Source organism: Microbacterium sp. NPDC012755, from assembly GCF_042901325.1.
In the GTDB taxonomy this organism is placed as follows: Bacteria; Actinomycetota; Actinomycetes; order Actinomycetales; family Microbacteriaceae; genus Microbacterium; species Microbacterium natoriense.
This window is the reverse complement of record NZ_JBIBCT010000002.1, coordinates 23,197-45,955: the sequence shown is the minus strand read 5'-3', so window position 1 is coordinate 45,955 and position 22,759 is coordinate 23,197. Positions and strand designations below refer to the sequence as shown.

General features: G+C 68.8%; 20 protein-coding genes. 11 read left to right on the top strand and 9 right to left on the bottom strand.

The window, feature by feature from the left end:
* Positions 1 to 53: 53 nt before the first annotated feature.
* On the bottom strand, positions 54 to 788 hold the full coding sequence (locus ACFY5A_RS17395; protein ID WP_105672331.1) for a cache domain-containing protein: 735 nt from the start codon (positions 786 to 788) through the stop codon (positions 54 to 56).
* Positions 772 to 1,539 carry a FadR/GntR family transcriptional regulator gene (locus ACFY5A_RS17390; RefSeq protein WP_387236093.1) on the bottom strand — a complete coding sequence of 256 codons (768 nt, stop codon included), beginning with the start codon at positions 1,537 to 1,539 and terminating at the stop codon, positions 772 to 774. Before ACFY5A_RS17390 ends, ACFY5A_RS17395 begins: the two co-directional genes overlap by 17 nt.
* A 105-nt stretch (positions 1,540 to 1,644) precedes the next feature.
* On the opposite strand from ACFY5A_RS17390, the gene ACFY5A_RS17385 reads away from it, so the two are divergent.
* Genes ACFY5A_RS17385 through ACFY5A_RS17375 form a run of 3 tightly spaced genes read left to right on the top strand, consistent with a single transcriptional unit; the run spans position 1,645 to position 5,445 of the window.
* The gene (locus tag ACFY5A_RS17385) at positions 1,645 to 2,808 is read left to right on the top strand and encodes a CaiB/BaiF CoA transferase family protein (protein WP_387236090.1); all 1,164 of its coding nucleotides are present in this window, start codon (positions 1,645 to 1,647) and stop codon (positions 2,806 to 2,808) included.
* Positions 2,805 to 3,995 carry an acyl-CoA dehydrogenase family protein gene (locus ACFY5A_RS17380; RefSeq protein WP_387236087.1) on the top strand — a complete coding sequence of 397 codons (1,191 nt, stop codon included), beginning with the start codon at positions 2,805 to 2,807 and terminating at the stop codon, positions 3,993 to 3,995. The genes ACFY5A_RS17385 and ACFY5A_RS17380 overlap by 4 nt, the downstream gene beginning before the upstream one ends.
* 1 nt (position 3,996) lies before the next feature.
* Entirely contained in the window at positions 3,997 to 5,445 is a 1,449-nt protein-coding gene (locus ACFY5A_RS17375) for an aldehyde dehydrogenase (NADP(+)) (protein WP_387236084.1), read from the top strand.
* A 66-nt stretch (positions 5,446 to 5,511) separates the two neighbouring features.
* On the opposite strand, the gene ACFY5A_RS17370 is transcribed toward ACFY5A_RS17375, so the two are convergent.
* Positions 5,512 to 6,933, bottom strand: coding sequence for a flavin monoamine oxidase family protein (locus tag ACFY5A_RS17370; protein WP_387236081.1), 1,422 nt, complete (start codon positions 6,931 to 6,933; stop codon positions 5,512 to 5,514).
* A gap of 206 nt (positions 6,934 to 7,139) precedes the next feature.
* Here ACFY5A_RS17370 and ACFY5A_RS17365 point away from each other — a divergent pair, with 206 nt between their 5' ends.
* Positions 7,140 to 7,835: a helix-turn-helix domain-containing protein gene (locus ACFY5A_RS17365; RefSeq protein ID WP_341941602.1), complete on the top strand. Its 696-nt coding sequence runs from the start codon at positions 7,140 to 7,142 to the stop codon at positions 7,833 to 7,835.
* Between the two features lie 104 nt (positions 7,836 to 7,939).
* On the opposite strand, the gene nrdF is transcribed toward ACFY5A_RS17365, so the two are convergent.
* The 5 genes from nrdF to ACFY5A_RS17340 all read right to left on the bottom strand — a co-directional run bounded on the left by nrdF (position 7,940) and on the right by ACFY5A_RS17340 (position 12,976).
* Positions 7,940 to 8,920, bottom strand: coding sequence for a class 1b ribonucleoside-diphosphate reductase subunit beta (nrdF, locus tag ACFY5A_RS17360; protein ID WP_105672337.1), 981 nt, complete (start codon positions 8,918 to 8,920; stop codon positions 7,940 to 7,942).
* A 31-nt stretch (positions 8,921 to 8,951) separates the two neighbouring features.
* A complete protein-coding gene (nrdE, locus tag ACFY5A_RS17355) occupies positions 8,952 to 11,096 on the bottom strand; it encodes a class 1b ribonucleoside-diphosphate reductase subunit alpha (RefSeq protein ID WP_223586103.1) in 2,145 nt (714 codons plus the stop codon).
* Positions 11,093 to 11,545: a class Ib ribonucleoside-diphosphate reductase assembly flavoprotein NrdI gene (gene nrdI / locus ACFY5A_RS17350; RefSeq protein ID WP_341941601.1), complete on the bottom strand. Its 453-nt coding sequence runs from the start codon at positions 11,543 to 11,545 to the stop codon at positions 11,093 to 11,095. Before nrdI ends, nrdE begins: the two co-directional genes overlap by 4 nt.
* Before the next feature lie 6 nt (positions 11,546 to 11,551).
* Positions 11,552 to 11,785, bottom strand: coding sequence for a glutaredoxin-like protein NrdH (gene nrdH, locus ACFY5A_RS17345; protein ID WP_067118559.1), 234 nt, complete (start codon positions 11,783 to 11,785; stop codon positions 11,552 to 11,554).
* Positions 11,786 to 12,115: 330 nt separating this feature from the next.
* Entirely contained in the window at positions 12,116 to 12,976 is an 861-nt protein-coding gene (locus ACFY5A_RS17340; RefSeq protein WP_387236076.1) for a GNAT family N-acetyltransferase, read from the bottom strand.
* 213 nt (positions 12,977 to 13,189) lie between these two features.
* On the opposite strand from ACFY5A_RS17340, the gene ACFY5A_RS17335 reads away from it, so the two are divergent.
* The 5 genes from ACFY5A_RS17335 to ACFY5A_RS17315 all read left to right on the top strand — a co-directional run bounded on the left by ACFY5A_RS17335 (position 13,190) and on the right by ACFY5A_RS17315 (position 18,219).
* Entirely contained in the window at positions 13,190 to 14,353 is a 1,164-nt protein-coding gene (locus tag ACFY5A_RS17335) for an MFS transporter (protein WP_387236073.1), read from the top strand.
* 20 nt (positions 14,354 to 14,373) lie between these two features.
* Complete coding sequence (locus ACFY5A_RS17330; protein ID WP_387236071.1) at positions 14,374 to 15,132, top strand: alpha/beta fold hydrolase; 759 nt, start codon at positions 14,374 to 14,376, stop codon at positions 15,130 to 15,132.
* Positions 15,129 to 16,289 carry an acyl-CoA dehydrogenase family protein gene (locus ACFY5A_RS17325; protein WP_387236068.1) on the top strand — a complete coding sequence of 387 codons (1,161 nt, stop codon included), beginning with the start codon at positions 15,129 to 15,131 and terminating at the stop codon, positions 16,287 to 16,289. Before ACFY5A_RS17330 ends, ACFY5A_RS17325 begins: the two co-directional genes overlap by 4 nt.
* An 80-nt stretch (positions 16,290 to 16,369) precedes the next feature.
* On the top strand, positions 16,370 to 16,837 hold the full coding sequence (locus ACFY5A_RS17320; protein ID WP_105672344.1) for an Lrp/AsnC family transcriptional regulator: 468 nt from the start codon (positions 16,370 to 16,372) through the stop codon (positions 16,835 to 16,837).
* Positions 16,834 to 18,219, top strand: coding sequence for an aspartate aminotransferase family protein (locus ACFY5A_RS17315; protein WP_387236065.1), 1,386 nt, complete (start codon positions 16,834 to 16,836; stop codon positions 18,217 to 18,219). The genes ACFY5A_RS17320 and ACFY5A_RS17315 overlap by 4 nt, the downstream gene beginning before the upstream one ends.
* Here ACFY5A_RS17315 and ACFY5A_RS17310 read toward each other — a convergent pair.
* Positions 18,216 to 19,754, bottom strand: a complete 1,539-nt coding sequence (locus ACFY5A_RS17310; protein WP_387236062.1) for a PucR family transcriptional regulator ligand-binding domain-containing protein — start codon at positions 19,752 to 19,754, stop codon at positions 18,216 to 18,218. The genes ACFY5A_RS17315 and ACFY5A_RS17310 overlap by 4 nt on opposite strands.
* A gap of 97 nt (positions 19,755 to 19,851) precedes the next feature.
* On the opposite strand from ACFY5A_RS17310, the gene ACFY5A_RS17305 reads away from it, so the two are divergent.
* On the top strand, positions 19,852 to 21,336 hold the full coding sequence (locus tag ACFY5A_RS17305) for a CoA-acylating methylmalonate-semialdehyde dehydrogenase (RefSeq protein ID WP_387236059.1): 1,485 nt from the start codon (positions 19,852 to 19,854) through the stop codon (positions 21,334 to 21,336).
* 28 nt (positions 21,337 to 21,364) lie between these two features.
* Positions 21,365 to 22,753 (top strand): aspartate aminotransferase family protein, encoded by a 1,389-nt coding sequence (locus ACFY5A_RS17300; RefSeq protein WP_341941595.1) that lies wholly within the window; start codon positions 21,365 to 21,367, stop codon positions 22,751 to 22,753.
* The last annotated feature ends 6 nt before the right edge of the window (positions 22,754 to 22,759 follow it).

The window sequence follows — 22,759 nt, the reverse complement described above, 5'->3', positions numbered from 1 at the left end:
CTGTTGAAAAAAGATACTACACAGGATGTTTCAGGAGGAGGCGTGACCCCTGATCATCCTCGCACCGGGTCCGGCTGCGGGTCCATGACGACCGCGAACGGCGCGCTGCGGCACGCCAGCGCGGCGCCGTCCTGCCATCGAGCCCGCGAGCCCGGCACGATCTCCGGCACCGTGGAGAGCACCACCCGGCCACCCGCTCCGACCAGCGCCAGCGGGGCGGAAGAAGCGGCGAAACCGGGAAGGAGTTCGCGCTCGAGGGTGCTCACGGCGATGTCGGCGCCCACGACGCCGACCACGGTCGCGGATTCCGACGCCCCCGACGACAGCGGCATCGTCACCGTCACGATGTAGTCGCAGGTGCACAGATGATCGACATAGGGCCCGGTGACATGAGCCCGCCTGGTGTCGACGGGCACGCGATACCACTCGCGATCACGGAAGTCCCGCACGTACTCGACGTAGCCGCGGGCGGACAGGTCGAGCGGCGTGGGCTCTGTCGTGGTGCGAAGCACCGGGTTGGTGCTGAGGGGCCCCAGCCACCACGCGAAGTGCATTCCGCCCGGCCCCTCGGATGCGTCGTCCGCGATCGCACCGGCACCGACGAGGAGCGGATTCGCGCGCGCCAGCTCCGGCACCACCAGAGACTCCACGCAGGCATCGAGTTCGACACGGCGGTCTCCCCCCTCGGCCAGCACCTGCTCTGCGCGCTCCCGCCAGCCGTGCAGGGTCGCCACGACGCCGTCGAAGAGGTCGTCGGCGTGCGCCGCGGCGTCAGCTCGTGCGTCCATCGCTCACCTCCTGCCGTGCGCCCTCGATGCGGCTGGCCAGCACGCGCCGGAGGAGCGCCTGCTCGAGCGCTTCCACCGCAGAGCGCGCAGCCCCCGGCTGCCGCCGCTGGACCGCACGGAGGATGCGCCGATCGGCTGCTCTGACGTCGCTCCGCGTGGCCTCGTCGTCGAGACCCGCCAGCAGCACGGAACCCGACTCCGCCTGGAGACGGATCTGCTCGCGCACGAGTCGCGGAGACTGGCTCAGCACGGCGAGCTCGAGCTGGAAGCCGCCCTGGTTCATCCGCGCAGCCGCAGCCGAGGAGTAGTCCGCCGCATCCAGCCAGCGCGTCACTCTGGCGACCTCGTCCTCGGTGGCGCGCCCCGCGGCGGCGGCCGCCGATGCGGACGCGAGCGCTCCGAAGATCACGGCGATGTCGGCGAGCTCCATCGGACTCAGACGCCGCACTCTGGCAGCGAGCATGTCGTCCTGGTCTCCGCCCTGCCCGACGACGAAGCTCCCTCCTCCGCGACCGCGGCGGGTCTCCAGAACCCCGGCCGTGCGGAGGATCCCGAGGGCCTCGCGCACCGTGATGAGCGCCACGCCGAAGCGGCGCACCAGCTCCGGCTCGCTGGGCAGCCGCTCACCGGGCTGCAGCACACCGAGCGCGATGCCGTCGGCGAGCCGCTGCGCCACCTGCTCTGCGCGACCGGCGTCGGTGAGCTGAGCGAACACGGCCGCCTTCACGCCGGGTCCAAGGTTCGAGGGCATGTCCTCACGATAGTCGAGCCCGGCCTCACCGAACGCTTGAGCGCTTTGAAAGATTCCATATAGGATCAATACCGGTTGCACGCTGCACCCGACATGCGAAGGCGGATGACGATGACCGATTCAGCGCGCTCCGGACGACACGGAGTCCTCGACGGCGTGCGCGTCGCGGACTTCTCCCGGGTGCTGGCCGGCCCCTACGCCACGATGACTCTGGCCGACTTCGGCGCCGACGTCCTGAAGATCGAGCCGCCGCTCGGCGACGACACCCGGCACTGGCTGCCTCCGATCGACGAGAACGGGATGGCCACCTACTTCGGCAGCGTGAACCGCAACAAGCGGTCTGTCGCGCTCGACCTGACCGACGAGACCGATCGCGCGCGCGCACTGCGGCTGGCGGCATCCGCCGATGTCGTCGTCGAGAACTTCCGTCCAGGCGTGATGGCGCGCTTCGGCCTGGACCACGACGCCGTGCGCGCGGTCAATCCGGCTGTCGTCTACTGCTCGATCACCGGTTTCGGCGACGGGGCCGGCGCAGCCCTGGCCGGCTACGACCTGCTCGTGCAGGCCGTGGGAGGGCTGATGTCGATCACCGGAGACCCCGACGGCCCCGCGGCCAAGGCCGGCGTCGCTCTGGTCGATGTGCTGTGCGGGCAGAACGCCGTCGCGGGGATCCTCCTCGCCCTCCGCGAGCGCGACCGCAGCGGGGTCGGACAGCGGATCCAGGTCGACCTCCTGCACAGCCTGCTGTCGGCTCTGACCAACCAGGCCGCCTCCACCCTCGCCACCGGCACGCCCCCGCGGCGCCTCGGCAACGAGCATCCGTCGATCGCGCCGTACGCGCTGTTCCGCGCCGCCGATCGCGACCTCGTGATCGCCGTCGGCAACGACAAGCAGTTCCGCGCGCTGTCCGCCGCGCTCGGCCTGCCGGATCTCCCGACGGATCCGCGCTTCGCGAGCAACGCCGACCGCGTCGCGCACCGCGACGAGCTCACCGCCATCCTCGAGCATCGCCTGGCGACCGCCCCGGCGACGGAGTGGGTCGCGCACTTGAGCGCCGCGGGCATCCCCGCCGGCCTCGTGAACGACGTGGCCGAGGCGATCGCCTTCGCCGAACGGCTCGGACTGGACCCGGTCGTCGAGCTCGGCGCATCGCGCACGATCGCGAGTCCGATCGGCCTGAGCGAGACCCCCGCGGACTACCGCACCGCGCCCCCTGAACTGAACGACGCGCACCCCGCCGCATGGCTCACCGGAGAGGAACTCCCATGACACACGCCCCCCGCATCGACACCGTGTTCGACTTCGACGCGCTGCTCACCGACGAAGAACGCGACTGGCAGCAGCGAGCGCGAGCGTTCGCGCAGGAGCGCATCCAGCCGGTCATCGAGCAGGACTTCGAGGACGCGCACTTCCGTCGAGAGCTGATTCCCGAGCTCGGAGCACAGGGCTTCCTCGGCATGCACATCAGCGGATACGGATGCGCGGGCGCCGGCGCCGTGTCGTACGGCCTGGTGTGCCTGGAGCTGGAGGCCGCAGACAGCGGCTGGCGCACCTTCGTATCGGTCCAGGGTTCGCTGGCGATGAGCGCGATCGCCAAGTACGGCTCCGAAGAGCAGAAGCAGCAGTGGCTGCCGCGGATGGCGACGGGAGAGGCCGTCGGATGCTTCGCCCTCACCGAACCGCAGGGCGGGAGCGACCCCGCAGCGATGACCACCACCGCTCGGCGCGACGGCGACGACTGGGTGATCGACGGCGCCAAGCGCTGGATCGGACTGGCGTCGCTCGCCGACGTCGCGATCGTCTGGGCACGCGTCGACGACCCCGCGTACGGCGAAGGGGGACGCGCGGTGCGCGGCTTCCTGGTTCCGACGAGCACGCCCGGCTTCACGGCGACGCCGATCGCAGGAAAGCTGTCGATGCGCGCATCCGTGCAATGCGATGTCACGCTCGACGGCGTGCGGCTGCCGAGCGACGCGATCCTCCCCGGCGCCGAAGGGCTCTCCGGCCCGTTCGGGTGCCTGAACGAAGCACGGTACGGGATCATCTGGGGCGCCATGGGCGCCGCCCGCAGCTGCCTGGAGGCGGCGCTCGGGCGATCGATCTCCCGCGAGGTGTTCGGCAAGCCGATCGGCGCGAACCAGCTCACCCAGGCCAAGCTCGCCGACATGCTGCTCGAGGTCGAGAAGGGCACGCTCCTCGCACTGCACCTCGGCAGGCTGAAGGAGCGCGGTGCTCTGACTGCGGCGCAGATCTCCGTCGGCAAGCTGAACAGCGTGCGCGAAGCGCTGAAGATCGCGCACCAGGCCCGCACGATCCTCGCAGGAGACGGGATCACGAACGAGTTCCCGGTGATGCGGCATGCCGCCAACCTCGAGTCCGTACGCACCTACGAGGGCACCGACGAGATCCACCAGCTCGTCATCGGACGCGCCCTGACCGGCCTGAGCGCGTTCTGACATGAGTGCGCACGATGCCATGGAGCGCGCCGTCCTCGCCGCCGCCCGTTCCGGCCTCGCCGAGTCCTCGCGTGCCGATCGCGCGGTCTGGCTGCGCGCGATCGCCGATGCGCTCACCGCGCACGCCGACGAGCTGATCGCGCTCGCCCACGTCGAGACCCATCTGAGCCTCGCGAGACTCGGCGGAGAAGTGGTGCGCACCGCCACCCAGTTGCGCTTCTTCGCCGACGTGATCAGCGAGGGCTCCTACCTGGAGGCCACGCTGGACAGCCCTGACCCAGCGTTGATCCCGCCTCGGCCCGACCTGCGCCGCATCCTGCGGCCGCTCGGGGTGGTCGCGGTGTTCGCCGCGTCGAACTTCCCGTTCGCGTTCTCCGTGCTCGGCAACGACACCGCCTCGGCGCTGGCCGCGGGGTGCCCCGTCGTCGTGAAGGCCCATCCCGGCCACCCCGGGTTGTCCCGCCGGGTGGCCGAGATCGCCCGCGAGGCGCTCGTGGCCGCGAACGGCCCCGCAGACGCGCTGACGCTCGTGGAGGGCCTCAGCGCAGGAGCCGCGCTCGTCCAGCATCCGCTCATCGCCGCCGTCGGATTCACCGGATCCACCCGCGGTGGGCGCGCGCTGTTCGACCTCGCCTCCGCCCGCCCCGCGCCGATCCCGTTCTACGGCGAGCTCGGCTCGGTGAACCCGGTCGTGATCACGCCGCGGGCGGTCGCGGCATCCGGCGCCGGCATCGCGGCCGGCCTGGCCGGCTCGTTCACGCGCGACGGCGGGCAGTACTGCACCAAGCCGGGGCTGGTGTTCGTGCCGCCGAGCGCCGAGTTCGACGAGGCCTTGACCGCAGCCGTCGCCGCATCAGCCGGGCAGCAGTTGCTCACGAGCGGGATCTCCTCCGCGTTCGGGGAGGGCGCGGCGGAGCTCGAGGCGGAAGCCGACGTGGAGGTTCTCGCGCAGGCGCCGCCCGTGGACGGGGAGGCCGCGCCCGTGGTCGCCGCGATCGGCGCCGACGCCTTCCTCGCAGAGCCGGAGAGGTTCCAGCAGGAGCACTTCGGTCCGCTCACCCTGCTGGTGCGGTACGACTCCCCCGCACAGCTCGATGCCGCCCTGGCCGTGCTCGAGGGGAGCCTGACCGGCACGGTCTGGTACGCACCGGATGACGACGATGACGCTCTCGTCTCGGCGGCGACGACGGCGCTGTCACGGATCGCCGGGCGCGTGCTCTACAACGGCTGGCCGACCGGCGTCGCGATCGCGTGGAGCCAGCACCACGGCGGCCCCTGGCCGGCCTCCACGGCGTCCGTGCACACCTCGGTCGGAGCGACGGCGATCCGACGCTTCCTCACTCCGATCGCGTACCAGGACGCCCCGCAGAGCGTGCTCCCCGCGGAGCTGCGCGACGGCAACCCGCTGTCGGTGCCGCGTCGCGAGGACGGACGTCCGGTCAGGGGCTGACCCGCTGCGGAGGAACGACGAAGGGCGGTGCCGATCGGCACCGCCCTTCGTCCTGTCACATCGAGGTCACACGCGTTCGGACAGACCCTCCGCGATCCGCGCGGCGGTGTCCGTGCCGATCCGCACACCACCGTCGACGTGCTGGTATCCGCTGCCCTGGATGTCGCTGCTCGCGAAGAACATCGGCCCGACCGGCTGGTTCTGCTGGTGACCCCAGCGGCTCAGACCGCCCAGATCGTAGCTCGTGGCGAATGCTCCGCGGGTCCACTGCTCGCTCCCCCAGTCGGAGACGTAGTAGGCCACGGGCTGCGTCGCCTCCTCGCCGAAGTACGCGGCGAACGAGTGCAGGATCGCGCGGCGACGTTCCTCCTCAGGGAGCGCCCATGCACGGTCCGCGGCCTCCCCCGCGATGAATCCGACGAGCATCCCTCTGCTCTCGTGCGGAGAGCTGTTGTCGTAGACCTCGCAGACGAGCTCGTGGGAGGCGAAGCCGGTCCCGCTGAGACCCCTTTCGCGCCAGAAGGGACGATCGTAGGCGGCCTGCACCTTGATCACGAGACCCATCGACACGTGCTGATGAGCGACCTGCCTCTCCCGCGGCAGCTCCGGCACGTAGTCGATGCGCGAGTACAGGTTCGGCGGGACCGCCACGACCGCGAAGCGCGCCCGCACCCGCAGTCCGTCGCTGACGGCGAGCACCTCGCCGGGTGCGCCGTCGCCGTCCGCACTCCAGTGCAGCGAGCGCACGGGGGCGTTCACGCGCACGACGTCCGCGCCCAGTTCGGCGGCGATCTGCTCCGAGACCGACTGCATGCCTCCGACCACGCGCTCGTCCAGCAGCAGATCCTCGTCGATGAGGTTTCCGAAGTTCTCCGCCGAGGCGATCATCAGCAGCGCCTGCAGCACGGAGAAGGCATGGGCAGGCTTGGTGAGCATGCCGGCGGCGATGTAGTGCTCCACGATGCGACGGGCCTGAGGGTCGCCGGAATGCTCGGAGAGCCAGGTGGCGAATGAGATCCGATCCAGCTCCGCCGCCCGAGGGTGCGCCCACGGCGCACTCACGTCCATCTGCGCCGCCAGCTCGTCCAGCCCCTCGACCAGACGCCCGATCTCGGCCAGCGTGGCCGGAGCGACCGGGAAGTCCCCGTCGAACTCGTGGCGCACCCCGTCGGGGGTCACGAAGACGGAGTCGCCCTCTCGGTACCGGTGGAAGGTCTCCTTGCCCAGCTCGGCGAGCAGGTCCTTCAGCGCAGTCTGCTCGACCGAGATCCACTGCCCGCCGATCTCGAAGAACGAGCCGTCGATCGTCTGAGACCAGGTGCGTCCGCCCACGCGATCCCTGGCCTCCAGCACGGCGACCGAATGCCCGGCCTGCGTCAGGCGGCGCGCGGTGACGAGACCGGATATGCCCGCACCGATCACCACGACGTCACGGTCGAGGACCTCCGTTTCGTTCACGTCTCCGGCAGTGGATCGTGCACCCGTCATGGTCTTCCTCTCGCTCCGGACCGCGCAGGGCGGACCCGCTCACAGCGTGGCCGGAGTACCGAGCCGAATCAGCGCTGATGGCCCTCCGAGCCTAGGCAAGCGGTCGCATCACGCTCCATGAGATCACCGGGAACGTACATTTATCGGGCCCAGGAGCGCATAGAATCAGCTCGAGTTCACTTCCGATCGTTCATTAATGAGAACCCATGTCGACATCGCGTGCCGCCGCTGCGCCGTCCGTCCGGCGCGCGCCGGGAAGGCCCCGCGAGCGCGTGCTCGATCGCGACCTGATCGCCGAGGCGGCGTTCGCCGAGATCCGCGCCGCGGGGATCCGCGGACTCACGATGCGTGCGCTCGCGCGACGATTGGGGGTGACTCCCAGCGCCCTCTACAACCACGTCTCCTCCCGAGACGACGTGCTGGCGCTGCTGCAGGAGCGCTTCGCCGCCACCGTGGACACGACGGGCTTCGGCGTCGTGCCCCTTCGCGAGGCGCTCTCCCGCTGGGCCTGGAGCTATCTGGAGAGTCTTCGCGCACGTCCGGAGCTGGTGCCGCTCATCGTCGCGGTCCCTCTGGCTCATACGCCCTACACGGCGCTGATGTATCAGCGCGTGGTGACCGGGTTCACCGAGGCGGGGTGGCCGGACGAGAGCATCATCACCGCGATGAGCATCCTGGAGACCTACATCTTCGGCGCCACCGCCGATTCGGAATCCCCGGATGACGTGTATCAGCCCAAGGATCCGGGCCGCTCTCCTGTGCTGGCGCGCACGGCAACGGCGTTCGCCGCCACGGTGGCCGAACGCGACCTACGCCCGCGCGACCTGCTGTTCACGATCGGCCTCGATGCGCTCCTGACCGGGATGCACCACCGCTGGGGGGCGAGCGGACGCGCCCGCTGACGCAGAACACCGCGGACACGACGAAGGCCCCAGGGTGTTCGCTCAGCTCGAGCGAACACCCTGGGACCTTCGTCGTCACAGAGTCTGCGAACGGCGAGCTCCGTCTAGAAGTCCCAGTCGTCGTCTTCCGTGGCCTCGGCCTTGCCGATGACGTAGGACGAACCCGAACCGGAGAAGAAGTCGTGGTTCTCGTCGGCGTTCGGCGAGAGCGCCGACAGGATCGCCGGGTTCACGTTCGTGACGGTCGACGGGAACATCGCCTCGTACCCGAGGTTCATCAGCGCCTTGTTGGCGTTGTAGTGCAGGAACTTCTTGACGTCTTCGGTGAGGCCGACGCCGTCGTAGAGGTCCTGCGTGTACTGCACCTCGTTGTCGTAGAGCTCGAACAGCAGGTTGAAGGTGTAGTCCTTCAGCTCCTGACGGCGCTCCTCGGTCTCGTTCTCGAGCCCCTTCTGGAACTTGTAGCCGATGTAGTACCCGTGCACGGCTTCATCACGGATGATGAGGCGGATCAGGTCTGCCGTGTTCGTCAGCTTCGCCTTCGACGACCAGTAGATCGGCAGGTAGAAGCCCGAGTAGAACAGGAACGACTCGAGCAGAGTCGAGGCGACCTTGCGCTTGAGCGGGTCGTCGCCCTGGTAGTAGTCCATGATGATCTGAGCCTTCTTCTGAAGGTTCGGATTCTCGGTCGACCAGCGGAACGCCTCGTCGATCTCCTTGGTCGACGCGAGCGTCGAGAAGATCGAGGAGTAGCTCTTCGCGTGCACCGACTCCATGAACGCGATGTTGGTGTACACCGCCTCCTCGTGCGGAGTGATCGCATCGGGGATCAGCGACACGGCGCCGACGGTGCCCTGGATCGTGTCGAGCAGCGTCAGGCCGGTGAACACGCGCATCGTGAGCAGCTGCTCGTCAGCGGTCAGCGTGTTCCACGACTGGATGTCGTTCGACAGCGGCACCTTCTCCGGCAGCCAGAAGTTGTTCACCAGACGGTTCCAGACCTCGAGGTCCTTGTCGTCGATGATGCGGTTCCAGTTGATCGCCTGCACGCTGTCGACCAGCTTGATCGGGGTGTGGGGAGTCATCTTCTCGTCGTTTCTCGGGTTCAGGGACAGGTCAGAGCATGCAGGAGACGCACTCGGTCATGTCGGTGCCCTCGAGCGCCATCTGACGCAGGCGGATGTAGTAGATCGTCTTGATGCCCTTGCGCCATGCGTAGATCTGCGCCTTGTTGATGTCGCGCGTGGTGGCCGTGTCCTTGAAGAACAGCGTCAGCGACAGGCCCTGGTCGACGTGCTGCGTGGCGGCGGCGTACGTGTCGATGACCTTCTCGTAGCCGATCTCGTACGCGTCCTGGTAGTACTCCAGGTTGTCGTTCGTCATGAACGCAGCCGGGTAGTAGACGCGACCGAGCTTGCCTTCCTTGCGGATCTCGATCTTCGACGCGATCGGGTGGATCGACGACGTCGAGTTGTTGATGTACGAGATCGAGCCGGTCGGCGGCACGGCCTGCAGGTTCTGGTTGTAGATGCCGTGCTCCTGGATCGACGCCTTGAGCGCGACCCAGTCCTCCTGCGTCGGGATGTGCTTGCCCGCGAAGAGCTCCTTGACCTTCTCGGTCGCCGGCACCCACGCCTGATCGATGTACTTGTCGAAGAACTCCCCCGATGCGTAGGTCGAGTCCTCGAACCCGTCGAACGCCTGCTTGCGCTCGATCGCGAGGTTGTTCGAGGCGCGCAGTGCGTGGAACAGCACCGTGTAGAAGTAGATGTTCGTGAAGTCGATGCCCTCTTCGGAGCCGTAGTACACGTGCTCGCGAGCGAGGTAGCCGTGCAGGTTCATCTGGCCGAGGCCGATCGCGTGGGAGCGGTCGTTGCCGTCCTCGATCGAGCGCACGGAGCGGATGTGGCTCTGGTCGCTGACCGCGCTCAGCGCGCGGATCGCCGTCTCGACCGTCTGGCCGAGGTCATCGGCATCCATCGACAGCGCGATGTTCATCGAGCCGAGGTTGCAGGAGATGTCCTTGCCGATCTGGTCGTACGACAGGTCGTCGTTGTACGTGGTCGGCGTGTTCACCTGCAGGATCTCGCTGCAGAGGTTGGACATGTTGATGCGGCCCTTGATCGGGTTGGCCTTGTTCACCGTGTCCTCGAACATGATGTACGGGTAGCCCGACTCGAACTGGATCTCGGCGATCGTCTGGAAGAACTCGCGCGCGTTGATCTTCGTCTTCTTGATGCGGGGGTCGTCGACCATCTCGCGGTACTTCTCGGTGACGGAGATGTCGCCGAACGGCACCCCGTAGACCTTCTCGACGTCGTACGGCGAGAAGAGGTACATGTCCTCGCCGTTCTTCGCGAGCTCGAACGTGATGTCGGGCACGACGACGCCGAGCGACAGCGTCTTGATGCGGATCTTCTCGTCGGCGTTCTCGCGCTTGGTGTCGAGGAACCGCATGATGTCGGGGTGGTGCGCATTGAGGTACACCGCACCGGCGCCCTGACGGGCGCCGAGCTGGTTGGCGTAGCTGAAGGAGTCTTCGAGCAGCTTCATCACGGGGATGATGCCGGAGGACTGGTTCTCGATCTGCTTGATCGGCGCACCCGCCTCGCGGATGTTCGAGAGCAGCAGCGCCACTCCGCCGCCGCGCTTGGAGAGCTGGAGGGCGGAGTTGATGCCGCGGGCGATCGACTCCATGTTGTCTTCGATGCGCAGGAGGAAGCAGCTGACGAGCTCGCCGCGCTGGGCCTTGCCCGCGTTGAGGAACGTCGGGGTCGCCGGCTGGAAGCGGCCGGAGATGATCTCCTCGACCAGCGCGACGGCGAGCTTCTCGTCGCCGTCGGCGAGACCGAGGGCGGTCATCACGACGCGGTCCTCGAAGCGCTCGAGGTAGCGCTTGCCGTCGAACGTCTTGAGCGTGTAGCTCGTGTAGTACTTGAAGGCCCCGAGGAACGTCTCGAAGCGGAACTTCTTGCCGTACGCGAGATCGTTGAGCTTCTGGATGAACTCCATCGAGTACTGCTCGATCACGGCGGGCTCGTAGTACTCCTTCTCGACGAGGTAGTCGAGCCGCTCCTTGAGCGAGTGGAAGAACACCGTGTTCTGGTTGACGTGCTGCAGGAAGTACTCCCGCGCCGCGCGCTTGTCGGCGTCGAACTGGATCTTGCCGTCCGCGTCGTACAGGTTCAGCATCGCGTTGAGCGCGTGATAGTCGAGGCCCTCATAGTTGGGGTTGGCCTTGAACGCCACTGTCTCGGTCACTGCGTCCTGCTCGTCAACTGTGGTACCCACCGTCGCTCCAATCCGTCGGTCACCCGATCGACATCGTCCTGTGTGCCGAAGATTTCGAGCCGGTACAAGTGAGGCACGTGGCACTTGCGGCTGATGATTTCGCCGGCGAGGCAGAAGGACTCGCCGAAGTTGGTGTTGCCCGCGGAGATGACTCCGCGGATGTGACGCCGGTTGTTCTCGTCGTTGAGGAACCGGATCACCTGCTTGGGCACGGCTCCGCGCTCGACGCCGCGCCCCTCACCCCCGCCATAGGTGGGGGTGATGAGCACGAACGGCTCGTCGATGACGAGCGGTTCTTCCTGCGGTCGAAGCGGAATACGACGGGCCGGAAGCCCGAGCTTCTCAACGAAGCGTGCGGTGTTGCCCGACACGCTGGAGAAGTAGACCAGGAGCGGCGCAGCGGTCGCGACGGCGCTCATGGGTGATCAGGCCAGACGGGACGCGAGCTCGTCGATCTTGTCGGGACGGAAGCCCGACCAGTGGTCCTCATCGGTCACGACGACCGGCGCCTGCATGTAGCCGAGCGACTTGACCTGCTCGAGCGCCGCCGGGTCCTCCGACAGGTCGTGGATCTCGTACTCGATGCCCTTGGCATCCAGCGCACGATAGGTGGCGTTGCACTGAACGCAGGAAGGCTTCGTGTAGACCGTGATCGACATCGTGAATCCCCTCAAATCTCTGGTTTATCCGGCAGACCCCCGCCGGGAGTTCAATACTACATATAGGGACGGACATTGGAGGCGACCACAAGGGGTAGTAGTTACATCCGTGTAGTTTTCCACCGTTCTCCACCGATACAACACAGGTTCTCCACCGTTTCTTCCACAGCCCCGAGGGTGTCGAACCGGGCGTCGAAACGCGTAATCTCGCGGCTCCGGAGAGCCCCGCTCGGATCCATCCACAGGGGGCACGCTACGCGCGGCATCCGACATTCGATTTTCTGTGGAAACTGCGTTCCGGCGTGTCGCGGCGTGTCCGCGACACGGACCTCAGCGCACCGACGGACGACGCTGCCAGGTGGTCGTGACGGGCCGGTAGCCGAGGCGCGACCAGAACGGCCCCGACTGCGGATTCGCCACCGAGTAGTCGAGCCGCACGGAGCCCGTCCCCTCCCCCGCGAGGATGCCGTGGACGGCGTCGATCACCCTCCGGCCCAGTCCGGCGCCGCGCGCATCCGGGGCGAGGTACATGGCGTCGAGGTAGGCGCGAGGCGGAGAGCCGGGGGTCTCCGCCTCGGGGAAGGCGTGCACGTAGCCGAGCGCCGCGCCGTCCTGCTCGATCAACCACGTCCAGTCCGGCCAGGACCGCAGCCGATCCGTCATCGACGCCAGAAGGAGCTGCTCCGCCCCCGGCCTGCGGAACACGGCGCCGAAGTCGGCCTCATGGGAGAGGAGAAGGGCGTCGAAGGCGGCGAGCGCCGGGGTGTCGGATGCCGAGGCCGCACGCAGCAGCGCCCCGTCTCCGAGTCCGTGCGCGTCGGCGAGTCCGTGCGCGGCATCCGATCGGCCGGAGGAGGACAGCCTGCGGACCGCGTCGATCGTGACGGGAGCGAAGCCCCTCGTCAGCAGGGCGAGGACGAGGTCGGTGTCGTCGCTCGGCAGCCGCACCGTGCAGGACGACTCCTCATCACCGGGCTCCTCGACGGCGATCACGTCGTCCAGCCAGACGTCGAGCACCTCCCCCACGGCCGCGCGGCGGGCGTCCCGGTCGCCGTCTCCGCAGGTCAGCTCGAGGGTGTGGCGACGCAGCGCGCCCCACAGCGCCTCCGCCTCGTCGGCGCGGAAGGAGGAGAATCCAGCCGTCGCCTCGGCCGGAACAGCTCCTCGTCGGGCTCTCAGCACCTCGGTCATGGGGTCCTCCTCGGCGACCCGACCGGGTGCCGGGTCCGCGGTCCACGTTCGCGCGCATGCCCGCGAGTGAGCAAGAGGACGCGATCAGCCGTTCACCAGGAGGCAAGCGCCGTGCGCGACCGCACACGCGGGTTCCTCCGTGTCCCCGCCGCCCGGTAGCGTTGACCCGTGGCGGGATATCGGGATCTTCTTCGCACGCCGGGAGTGGCGCGCATGATCGCTGCTCAGCTGACCGCGCGCTTCCCGAACGGGATGAGCTCCCTCGCGATCCTGCTGCACGTCGAGCAGCAGACCGGCTCGTACGGCGCCGCCGGTCTCGTGCTCGCGGCGACCAGCGTCGGTCAGGCCGTCGCCGGTCCGATCACGAGCCGGTGGATGGGTGTCTGGGGCATGCGGCGCGTGCTCATGCTCACGCTCAGCGTGTGCGTCGTCGCCGTCCTGGGTCTCGCCCTGCTGCCTCTCACCCTGCCGGGATACATGATCCTCGGTCTGATCGCCGGGCTCTCCACCCCGCCGATCCAGGCAGCGGTGCGGACGATCTACCCCAAGCTGGTGAACTCGTCCCAGCTGACGCCGCTCTTCTCCCTCGACGCCTCCCTGCAGGAGATCATCTGGATCCTCGCTCCGGTGGTGATCACCCTCGTGTCCACGCAGATCGGCACGGTGGAGGGCCTGCTGCTCGTGGCGATCGTGCTGGTCGGCGGCGGCTCGTGGTTCATCCTCTCCCCCGAGGTCGGCCGCGTCCGCATCCCGCGCAGCCGCAACCCCCTCGGCACGGTCGTGCTCAAGCCTCCGGTGATGCTGGCGACCGTGATCGGCTTCCTCCTGATCGGCGCGTGCGCCGCGGTCGAGGTCGGCGTCGTCGCCACCTTCGAGCACGGAAGCCTGGAGGCGGGGCTCGTCCTCGCGGTGTTCTCCGCGGGCAGCTTGGCCGGCGGACTCGCGTTCGGCCACCTCCCCATCGGCCCCTGGGCGATGGCCAGGCGACTGCTGATCGTCACGGTCGGCCTCGCGCTGACGATGGTGATGCTGAACGTGTTCTGGCTCGGCGGCACCCTGATCCTCGCGGGGATCGGCATCGCCCCCGCCCTCGCGATGCTCTTCGCGATCACCTCGGCGAGCGTGAAGTTCAGCGAGACCGCCGAGGCGTTCGGCTGGGCGGGTACCGGTCAGCTCATCGGCGCGGCTGCGGGCTCCGCGGTCGCCGGCTTCCTCGTCGACGTCACCGACTGGCGCGGCGCGTACCTCGCGGCCACGCTGTTCGCCGCGGTCGGGCTGGTGGTGTCGATCGTGTTCGTCCGTGCCTTCCCCGACCTGCGCGGCCGCGACGCGAGCCCTCGCCCCGACACGGAGCCGCTCGCCGTCACCCCGTCCTGAGCGGATCGTAAGCTGGGCTCATGCCCGCGCCGCTCACCCTCCCTCGCATCTCCTGGGGAGATCCCGCGTCCTCCAGACGAGCGCTCCTCGTGCACGGTCTCGGCTCCTCGGCCGCTCTCATGTGGCGTCTGGGCGACGCCCTGGCCGGGGCCGGATGGCACGCCACCGCCGTCGACCTGCGCGGCCATGGAGACGCACCCCGCTCCCTCGACTACACGATCGCGGCGTACGCCGCCGATCTCGCGGCGACCCGCCCCGAGGGCGACGGGGCCTGGGATGCCGTGATCGGCCACTCCCTCGGCGGCGCCTCCAGCACGGTGGCCGCGGCGTCCTCTCCCGGATGGACGCTCCGACTCGTCCTCATCGACCCTGCCATCGTGCTCGACGGACGCGATGCGAACGTCATCCGCAAGAGCCAGGAGCGCGCGTTCGCCGACAACCGCATCGACGCCGTGCGCGACGAGCATCCGCACTGGCACCCGCAGGACGTCGAGCTGAAGGTGGACGCCGTGCACCGCGCCAGCCGCTGGGCGGTCGAGCAGACGAGCGTCCAGAACCGGCCGTGGGATGTCCGCCCAGAGGCTGCGCAGCTGTCCGTCCCCACGCACGTGATCGCCGCGGATCCGACCGTCTTCAGCCTGTTCCGCGGAGACTCGGCCGCGGAGATCATCGCATCCAATCCGCGTCTCACGATGAGCGTGGTCGAGGGAGCCGGCCACTCGCTGCACCGCGACAAGCCGGAGGAGTCCGTGCGTCATCTGTTGGAGGCCCTGTCATGAGCGAATTCGATCCCGCCGCGTACCTGCCGGACGACCTCCTGGAGCGCATCCGCGGGCGCGCACCGATCCACGACCGCGAGAACACCTTCCCCCAGCAGGACCTCGACGAGCTGCGGGATGCCGGCTACCTCTCGATCCTCGTGCCTGCCGAGCGCGGGGGCGCAGGGCTGAGTCTCGCCGAGGCCGCGCTCCTGCAGCAGCGGCTCGCCGGTGCGGCCCCGGCGACCGCGCTGGCGATCAACATGCATCTCGTCTGGACGGGCGTCGCGAAGGTCTTCTCCGACCGTGGGGTGCCTGGCCTCGAGTTCGTGCAGGACGGCGCCGTCGCCGGGGAGGTCTTCGCGTTCGGCATCAGCGAGGGCGGCAACGACCTCGTGCTGTTCGGCAGCGACACCGCCGCCGAGCCGACAGGAGACGGCGGCTACTCCTTCACGGGGACGAAGATCTTCACCTCCCTGGCCCCGGTCTGGACGAAGCTCGGACTGCACGGGCTCGACACCACGAGCGACGACGCCCCGAAGCTCGTGTTCGCCTTCGTGGATCGCACGGCGGCCGTCGAGACCGGAGACGACTGGGACACCCTGGGCATGCGTGCGACCCAGTCGCGCACCACCCGGCTGAAGGGCGCGGTGGCGGATGCCGCGCACGTGGTCCGCCGCATCGACCCGGGGCCCACGCCCGATCCGATCGTGTTCGGCATCTTCTCGGTGTTCGAGATCCTGCTCGCCTCGGTGTACACGGGCATCGCACGCCGCGCCCTCGATCTCGCGGTGCTGACCGCGCAGAAGCGCACCTCGAAGAGGACCGGCCTCGCCTACGCGCAGGACCCGGACATCCGCTGGCGGATCGCCGACATGGCCCTCTCCTACGATGCGCTGCCGCCGCAGATCGCCGCGCTCGCGCGCGACGTCGACGAGAGCGCAGACCACGGCGCCCGCTGGTTCTCGCTGCTGTCCGGTGTGAAGCATCGTGCGATCACCACCGCCAAGCACGTCGTCGACCAGGCGATGCTCACGGCGGGCGGCGGATCGTACTTCTCCTCCAACGAGCTGTCGCGGCTCTACCGCGACGTGCTCGCCGGGGCGTTCCATCCCTCCGACCCCGAGTCCGCGCACGCCACGGCGGCGAGCGCGTGGCTGGGCCCGATCGAGGCCTGAACCCGCGATTTCGCAGATTTTCTGAATTTCTCCTGCGGAATCGGTTGCCGATCGACCCTTGATGATGCGAGGATCGCACCATGGGTTCGACGAAGAAGCTCCCCACCCTCGACGACGTCTCCAAGACGATCATCGAGCTGCTCCAGGAGGACGGGCGCCGCTCGTACTCCGATATCGGGCGCGTCGTCGGCCTCAGTGAGGCCGCCGTCCGCCAGCGCGTGCAGCGCCTCACCGACTCCGGGGTCATGCAGATCGTCGCGGTGACCGATCCGATGCAGCTCGGCTTCAGCCGGCAGGCGATGATCGGCATCCGCGTGACCGGCGACACCCGGGTCGTCGCCGAGGAGATCGCCGCGATCGAGGCGATCGACTACGTCGTGATCACGGTCGGTTCGTTCGACATCCTCGCCGAGGTCGTGTGCGAGGACGACGACGATCTGCTCGCGCTGATCAACGACAGCATCCGACCGATCGACGGAGTCCTGTCGACCGAGACCTTCATCTACGCCAAGCTGCAGAAGCAGCTCTACAACTGGGGGACCAGATGAGCACCACACCCACCGAAGCCGAACTCCAGGCGATGGCCAAAGACCACCTCTGGATGCACTTCACCCGGCAGTCCACGATGGAGAAGTCGGGCGTGCCCATCATCGTCAAGGGCGACGGCCACCGCATCTGGGACTCGAAGGGCAAGGAGTACTTCGACGGCCTCGCCGGCCTGTTCGTGGTCAACGCCGGTCACGGCCGTCGCCGGCTCGCCGAGGCTGCGGCGAAGCAGGCGTCTGAGCTGTCCTTCTTCCCGCTGTGGTCGTACGCCCACCCCGCGGCGATCGAGCTCGCCGATCGGCTGGCCGAGGAGGCGCCGGGCGACCTGAACCGCGTCTTCTTCTCCACGGGCGGCGGCGAAGCGGTCGAGACCGCCTTCAAGCTCGCCAAGCAGTACTGGAAGCTGATGGGCCAGCCCACCAAGCACAAGGTCATCTCGCGCGCGGTCGCCTACCACGGCACCCCGCAGGGCGCTCTGGCGATCACCGGCATCCCCGCCATGAAGGCGATGTTCGAGCCGGTCACCCCCGGTGGATTCCGCGTGCCGAACACGAACTTCTACCGCGCCGCCGAGATGGGCGCGCCGTCTGACGACATCGGGCTGTTCGGCCGCTGGGCCGCCGACCGCATCGAGGAGATGATCCTCTTCGAGGGCCCGGAGACGGTCGCCGCGGTGTTCCTCGAGCCCGTGCAGAACTCCGGCGGATGCTTCCCGCCGCCTCCCGGCTACTTCGCCAGGGTCCGCGAGATCTGCGACAAGTACGACGTGCTGCTCGTGTCCGACGAGGTCATCTGCGCCTTCGGTCGTCTCGGCCACACCTTCGCGTGCACGGGACTCGGCTACGTGCCCGACATGATCACGTGCGCCAAGGGCATGACCAGCGGCTACTCCCCGATCGGCGCGACCATCGTCAGCGACCGCATCTACGAGCCGTTCTCGAAGGGCGACACGACCTTCTATCACGGCTACACCTTCGGCGGGCACCCCGTGTCTGCGGCGGTCGCGCTGGAGAACCTCGCGATCTTCGACGAGGAGAACCTCAACGCGCACGTGCGGGAGAACTCCCCCCTGTTCCGCGCCGAGCTCGAGAAGCTCAGCGACCTGCCCATCGTGGGCGACGTCCGCGGCGACGGGTATTTCTTCGGCATCGAGCTGGTCAAGGACAAGACGACCCGCGAGACGTTCGACGACGCGGAGTCCGAGCGCCTGCTGCGCGGCTTCCTCTCCCCCGCGCTCTACGAGGCGGGGCTGTACTGTCGTGCCGACGACCGCGGCGACCCCGTGATCCAGCTCGCACCGCCGCTCACGATCGGGCCGTCCGAGTTCCGCGAGATCGAGCAGATCCTCCGCGATGTGCTGACCCGCGCGCAGGGGGTCCTCTAGTTCCCCGCGGTGCTCCGCCTCGCCAGCAGCGCGAGGTGGAGCGCCGCGAGCGTCTCGCCGTCGTCGAGGTCGGCGTCCAGCAGATCGCCGATCAGCGTGATCCGCTGGTAGAACACCGACCGGGAGAGATGGCTGGCGGATGCCGCCGCAGAGCGGTTGCCCGGATGAGCGACGAGTGCGCCGAGCACGTCGAGCAGATCGCCTCGGCGTTCGCGGTCGTACGCGACGAGGGGTGCGAGCATCCGCTCGCTGTGCGCGTGCAGGCGGTGGTCGTCGCGCAGTGAGGCGACCAGGCGCTCGAGTGGACGATCGTCGACGCGACGCACCCGAGCGCCCGCGTCGGAGCGATCGCTCGCCGCCAGGTCGCGCGCGGCGCGGAGGGAGGAGAGCAGATCGAGCACGCCGTCGGCCGGCGGCCCGACGAAGACCGCCCGCTCGCCGCCCGCGATGCGGACCACCAGCTCATCGGTGAGCATGTCGGATGCCGGCAGCGACAGCAGCGCCACGTCGTCGTCGCCCACCCGGGCGGCCACCACGGCGCATCCCGCCTGCCTGGCGCGATACGCGAGCTCGCTGGCCGAGCGTGCGCCGCGAGCGACGATTCCGTGGCACTGTCGATCCGCGACGGCGAAGCCCCCGGCGGCGAGGCGCGCGGCGATGTCGTCGGGGCTCGCGAACCGCGCCCCCAGCAGGTCGTCGATGATGCCGCTCTGGGCGAGCACCGACCACTCGGCGTCGCCACCGTCGGCGAGGCACCCGAACGCGAGCGCGGTCGCCCCCTGCTCCAGCACTGTGAGGCGACCCGCAGGATGCGCGGGTCCTGGCAGCGCCAGGAGCGTCCCCCACCGCACCCCTCTCGCCTGCACCGGGACGCGATCGGCATCCCCGAGATCCCTCAGCGCCTCGGCCACCGGCATCCGCAGCGCCTCCAGCGCGATCACCTCGTGAGCGAGGTTCTCCAGGACGACAGGGGCGCCCAGCGCCTTCGCCGTCTCCGACACCACGACGTCGGCCGGGGCTCCCTGAAGGCTCAGCGCCGTGAACAGCTCGTGCAGTCGCTGGCGCTCACGAAGCGCGTCGGTCTGCGCCGCGATCAGCGCCCGGTGCACGGCCTCGGTGACCGTGACGAACTTGATCTCCGCGTGCAGCGCGATCAGCGCCAGCTCCACCTCGACGCACACGTCGATCACGGGATCGGGGACGCGCGCGTGCCCGGAGCCGAGCTCGACGACGATGCCCGCGATCCCCGCACGATGCAGCGCCTGTGCGAACGAGCGGAGCTCCCCCGCATCCGACGGCCACCCCGCCCCGGTGCTGAGCAGCAGCTCTCCGCCGTCGAGCAGACGGGCGACGGCGGCGCTGTCGGAGACATGCGCCCAGCGCACCTCGGCGTCGAGGGCTCGTCCCCCGATGATCACCTCCGGAGAGCCTGCCTGCAGCACCGGCTCGGCGAGCACGTCCGCCACGGTCAGCAGCGCATCCCGTCGCGCCGGACGATCTGTCTGATCTGCGCCGAAGTCCTGACGTTCTGACATCGCTGATCGCTGTTCCCCTCTGTGATCATTGAGAAGTACCAGCGTATCGAACCCCGGTCAGAGTGTTCGATCAGCGCTTCCAGCTCGAAGGAGAACCGTGGACATCGTTCGTCACGTCATCGACGGAGTGGAGACCGCCGAGGCGGCCCGCACCGGCAAGATCTTCAACCCCGCCACCGGCGAGGTCGCCAGGGAGGTCGCGTTCGCGTCGACCGCCGAGGTCGAGACCGCCATCGCCGCCGCTGCCGCCGCTCTGCCCGCGTGGCGCGAGACGAGCCTGATCAAGCGCGCCGACGTGTTCTTCCGCCTGCGCCAGCTTCTCAAGGAGCGCACCCCCGAGCTCGCCGCGATCGTCACGAACGAGCACGGCAAGGTGCTGTCGGATGCCGCGGGCGAGGTGTCGAGAGGCATCGAGAACGTCGAGTTCGCCGCCGGTCTCGTGCACCTGCTCAAGGGCGAGCGCAGCGAGCAGGTCGCCCGCGGCGTCGATGTGCACTCCGTGAAGCAGCCGGTCGGCGTCGTCGCCGCGATCACCCCCTTCAACTTCCCGGTCATGGTGCCGCTGTGGATGGTCGCCTCCGCGATCGCCTGCGGCAACACGGTCGTCCTCAAGCCCAGCGAGAAGGACCCGTCGGCGGCGATCTGGCTCGCGAAGCTCTTCCAGGAGGCGGGTCTGCCCGCCGGCGTCCTCAACGTCGTCAACGGCGACAAGGAGGCGGTCGACGCGCTGCTCGAGTCGCCGCGCGTGAACGCGATCAGCTTCGTGGGGTCCACCCCCATCGCCCGCTCGATCTACCAGCGCGCCTCTGCCGCCGGCAAGCGCGTCCAGGCGCTGGGCGGCGCGAAGAACCACATGGTCGTGATGCCGGATGCCGACATCGACGCCGCGGCCGACGCGGCGATCTCGGCGGCCTACGGATCAGCCGGCGAGCGCTGCATGGCCGTCTCGGTGCTGGTCGCGGTCGGCGACGTCGCCGACGACCTCATCGCCGCGATCTCCTCGCGCATCCAGGGGCTCACGATCGGCGACGGAACGGATGCCGCGAGCGAGATGGGTCCGCTCATCACGCGCGAGCACCGCGACCGCGTCGCCTCCTACGTCACGGGCGCAGCGGCCGAGGGCGCGACCGTCGTCGTCGACGGCACCACTCAGCAGTTCGACTCCGACGGGTTCTTCATCGGCGTGAGCCTCGTCGACCACGTCCGTCCCGGCATGAAGGTCTACGAGGACGAGATCTTCGGCCCCGTGCTCTCCGTGGTCCGCGTGGAGAGCTATGCAGACGCCGTGGAGCTCGTGAACTCCAACTCCTACGGCAACGGCACCGCGATCTTCACGCGCGACGGCGGCACCGCACGTCAGTACGAGTTCGACATCGAGGTCGGCATGGTCGGCGTGAACGTGCCGATCCCCGTGCCGATCGGCGCGTACTCCTTCGGCGGCTGGAAGGACTCGCTGTTCGGCGACTCCCACATCTACGGCCCCGAATCGGTGCACTTCTACACTCGGTCCAAGGTCGTCACCACCCGCTGGCCCGACCACACCCCCTCGCAGATCGACCTGGGCTTCCCTAGCAACCACTGATCGGACACGGTTCTCGAAAGGCACCGACATGACGAACTACACCGACCGACACGGAGCCGCGCACGCGCTGCCCGACGCGGCTGCCGAGGCTCAGGTGCGTGCGGACGACCGCGGGCACGTCTTCCACTCGTGGAGCGCGCAGGGTCTCATCGACCCGCTTCCGGTCGCCGCGGGCGAGGGCTCGACGTTCTGGGACTACCAGGGCAACGCCTACCTCGATTTCTCCAGCCAGCTGGTGAACCTGAATCTGGGGCACCAGCATCCCGATCTCGTCTCCGCGATCCAGCAGCAGGCCGGGCGCCTGGCGACGATCCAGCCGTCCGTGGCGAACGACGTGCGCGGTGAGCTCGCACGGCTCATCGCCGAGGTCGCGCCGGACGGCATGGAGAAGGTCTTCTTCACCAACGGCGGCGCCGAGGCCAACGAGTACGCCGTGCGCATGGCGCGGCAGTCGACCGGGCGCCGCAAGGTGCTCTCGATGTACCGCAGCTACCACGGCTCCACGGCCACGGCGATCTCGCTCACGGGCGACCCTCGGCGCTGGGCGAACGACACCGTCGACTCCGGCGCCGTGCGCTTCTTCGGGCCGTACCTGTACCGCTCGCCGTTCCACTCGGAGACGCAGGAGCAGGAGGCCGAGCGCGCGCTCGCCCACCTCGAGCAGACCATCCAGCTCGAGGGTCCGCAGACGATCGCGGCGATCATCATCGAGACCGTCGTCGGCACCAACGGCGTCCTGATCCCGCCGCCCGGCTACCTGCGGGGCGTGCGCGAACTGTGCGACCGCTACGGCATCGTCTACATCGCCGACGAGGTCATGGTCGGCTTCGGTCGTCTGGGCGAGTGGTTCGGCATCGACGCGTTCGACGCGAAGCCCGACCTCATCACCTTCGCGAAGGGCGTGAACTCGGGCTACGTCCCGCTCGGCGGCGTCGTCATCTCGGACTCCATCGCGAAGGCGTTCGACACCGTGCCCTTCGCCGGCGGCCTGACCTACTCCGGTCACCCGCTCGCGTGCGCTGCCGGTGTCGCCACGTTCGAGGTGTTCCGTCGTGACGGCATCCTGGAGCGCGTGCGCGACCTCGGCGCCCGCGTGGTGGAGCCGACGCTGCGATCCTGGGCCGAGAAGCACCCGAGCGTCGGCGACGTCAGAGGACGCGGCCTGTTCTGGGCGATCGAGCTGGTGCGCGACAGGGAGACCCGAGAGCCGCTGGTGCCCTTCAACGCCTCGGGAGCGGATGCCGCGCCCATGGGCGCCTTCGCCGCCGCCGCGAAGAAGGCCGGCGTCTGGCCGTTCACGCACTTCAACCGCGTCCACGTCGCTCCCCCGCTGGTCATCTCCGAAGAGGAGCTCGTGCGCGGCCTGTCCGCGATCGACGAGGCCCTCACCGTCGCGGACGAGCACGCCGCGAGCTGACCCGTT

Coding starts and splice junctions, on each gene's coding strand:
- ACFY5A_RS17395 (WP_105672331.1), bottom strand. CDS start 788: ATGGACGCACGAGCTGACGCCGCGGCGCACGCCGACGACCTCTTCGAC.
- nrdH (WP_067118559.1), bottom strand. CDS start 11,785: ATGTCGATCACGGTCTACACGAAGCCTTCCTGCGTTCAGTGCAACGCC.
- ACFY5A_RS17335 (WP_387236073.1), top strand. CDS start 13,190: ATGATCGCTGCTCAGCTGACCGCGCGCTTCCCGAACGGGATGAGCTCC.
- ACFY5A_RS17380 (WP_387236087.1), top strand. CDS start 2,805: ATGACACACGCCCCCCGCATCGACACCGTGTTCGACTTCGACGCGCTG.
- nrdI (WP_341941601.1), bottom strand. CDS start 11,545: ATGAGCGCCGTCGCGACCGCTGCGCCGCTCCTGGTCTACTTCTCCAGC.
- ACFY5A_RS17370 (WP_387236081.1), bottom strand. CDS start 6,933: ATGACGGGTGCACGATCCACTGCCGGAGACGTGAACGAAACGGAGGTC.
- ACFY5A_RS17385 (WP_387236090.1), top strand. CDS start 1,645: ATGACGATGACCGATTCAGCGCGCTCCGGACGACACGGAGTCCTCGAC.
- ACFY5A_RS17340 (WP_387236076.1), bottom strand. CDS start 12,976: ATGACCGAGGTGCTGAGAGCCCGACGAGGAGCTGTTCCGGCCGAGGCG.
- ACFY5A_RS17300 (WP_341941595.1), top strand. CDS start 21,365: ATGACGAACTACACCGACCGACACGGAGCCGCGCACGCGCTGCCCGAC.
- ACFY5A_RS17375 (WP_387236084.1), top strand. CDS start 3,997: ATGAGTGCGCACGATGCCATGGAGCGCGCCGTCCTCGCCGCCGCCCGT.
- ACFY5A_RS17315 (WP_387236065.1), top strand. CDS start 16,834: ATGAGCACCACACCCACCGAAGCCGAACTCCAGGCGATGGCCAAAGAC.
- nrdF (WP_105672337.1), bottom strand. CDS start 8,920: ATGACTCCCCACACCCCGATCAAGCTGGTCGACAGCGTGCAGGCGATC.
- ACFY5A_RS17325 (WP_387236068.1), top strand. CDS start 15,129: ATGAGCGAATTCGATCCCGCCGCGTACCTGCCGGACGACCTCCTGGAG.
- ACFY5A_RS17390 (WP_387236093.1), bottom strand. CDS start 1,539: ATGCCCTCGAACCTTGGACCCGGCGTGAAGGCGGCCGTGTTCGCTCAG.
- ACFY5A_RS17330 (WP_387236071.1), top strand. CDS start 14,374: ATGCCCGCGCCGCTCACCCTCCCTCGCATCTCCTGGGGAGATCCCGCG.
- ACFY5A_RS17310 (WP_387236062.1), bottom strand. CDS start 19,754: ATGTCAGAACGTCAGGACTTCGGCGCAGATCAGACAGATCGTCCGGCG.
- ACFY5A_RS17320 (WP_105672344.1), top strand. CDS start 16,370: ATGGGTTCGACGAAGAAGCTCCCCACCCTCGACGACGTCTCCAAGACG.
- ACFY5A_RS17365 (WP_341941602.1), top strand. CDS start 7,140: ATGTCGACATCGCGTGCCGCCGCTGCGCCGTCCGTCCGGCGCGCGCCG.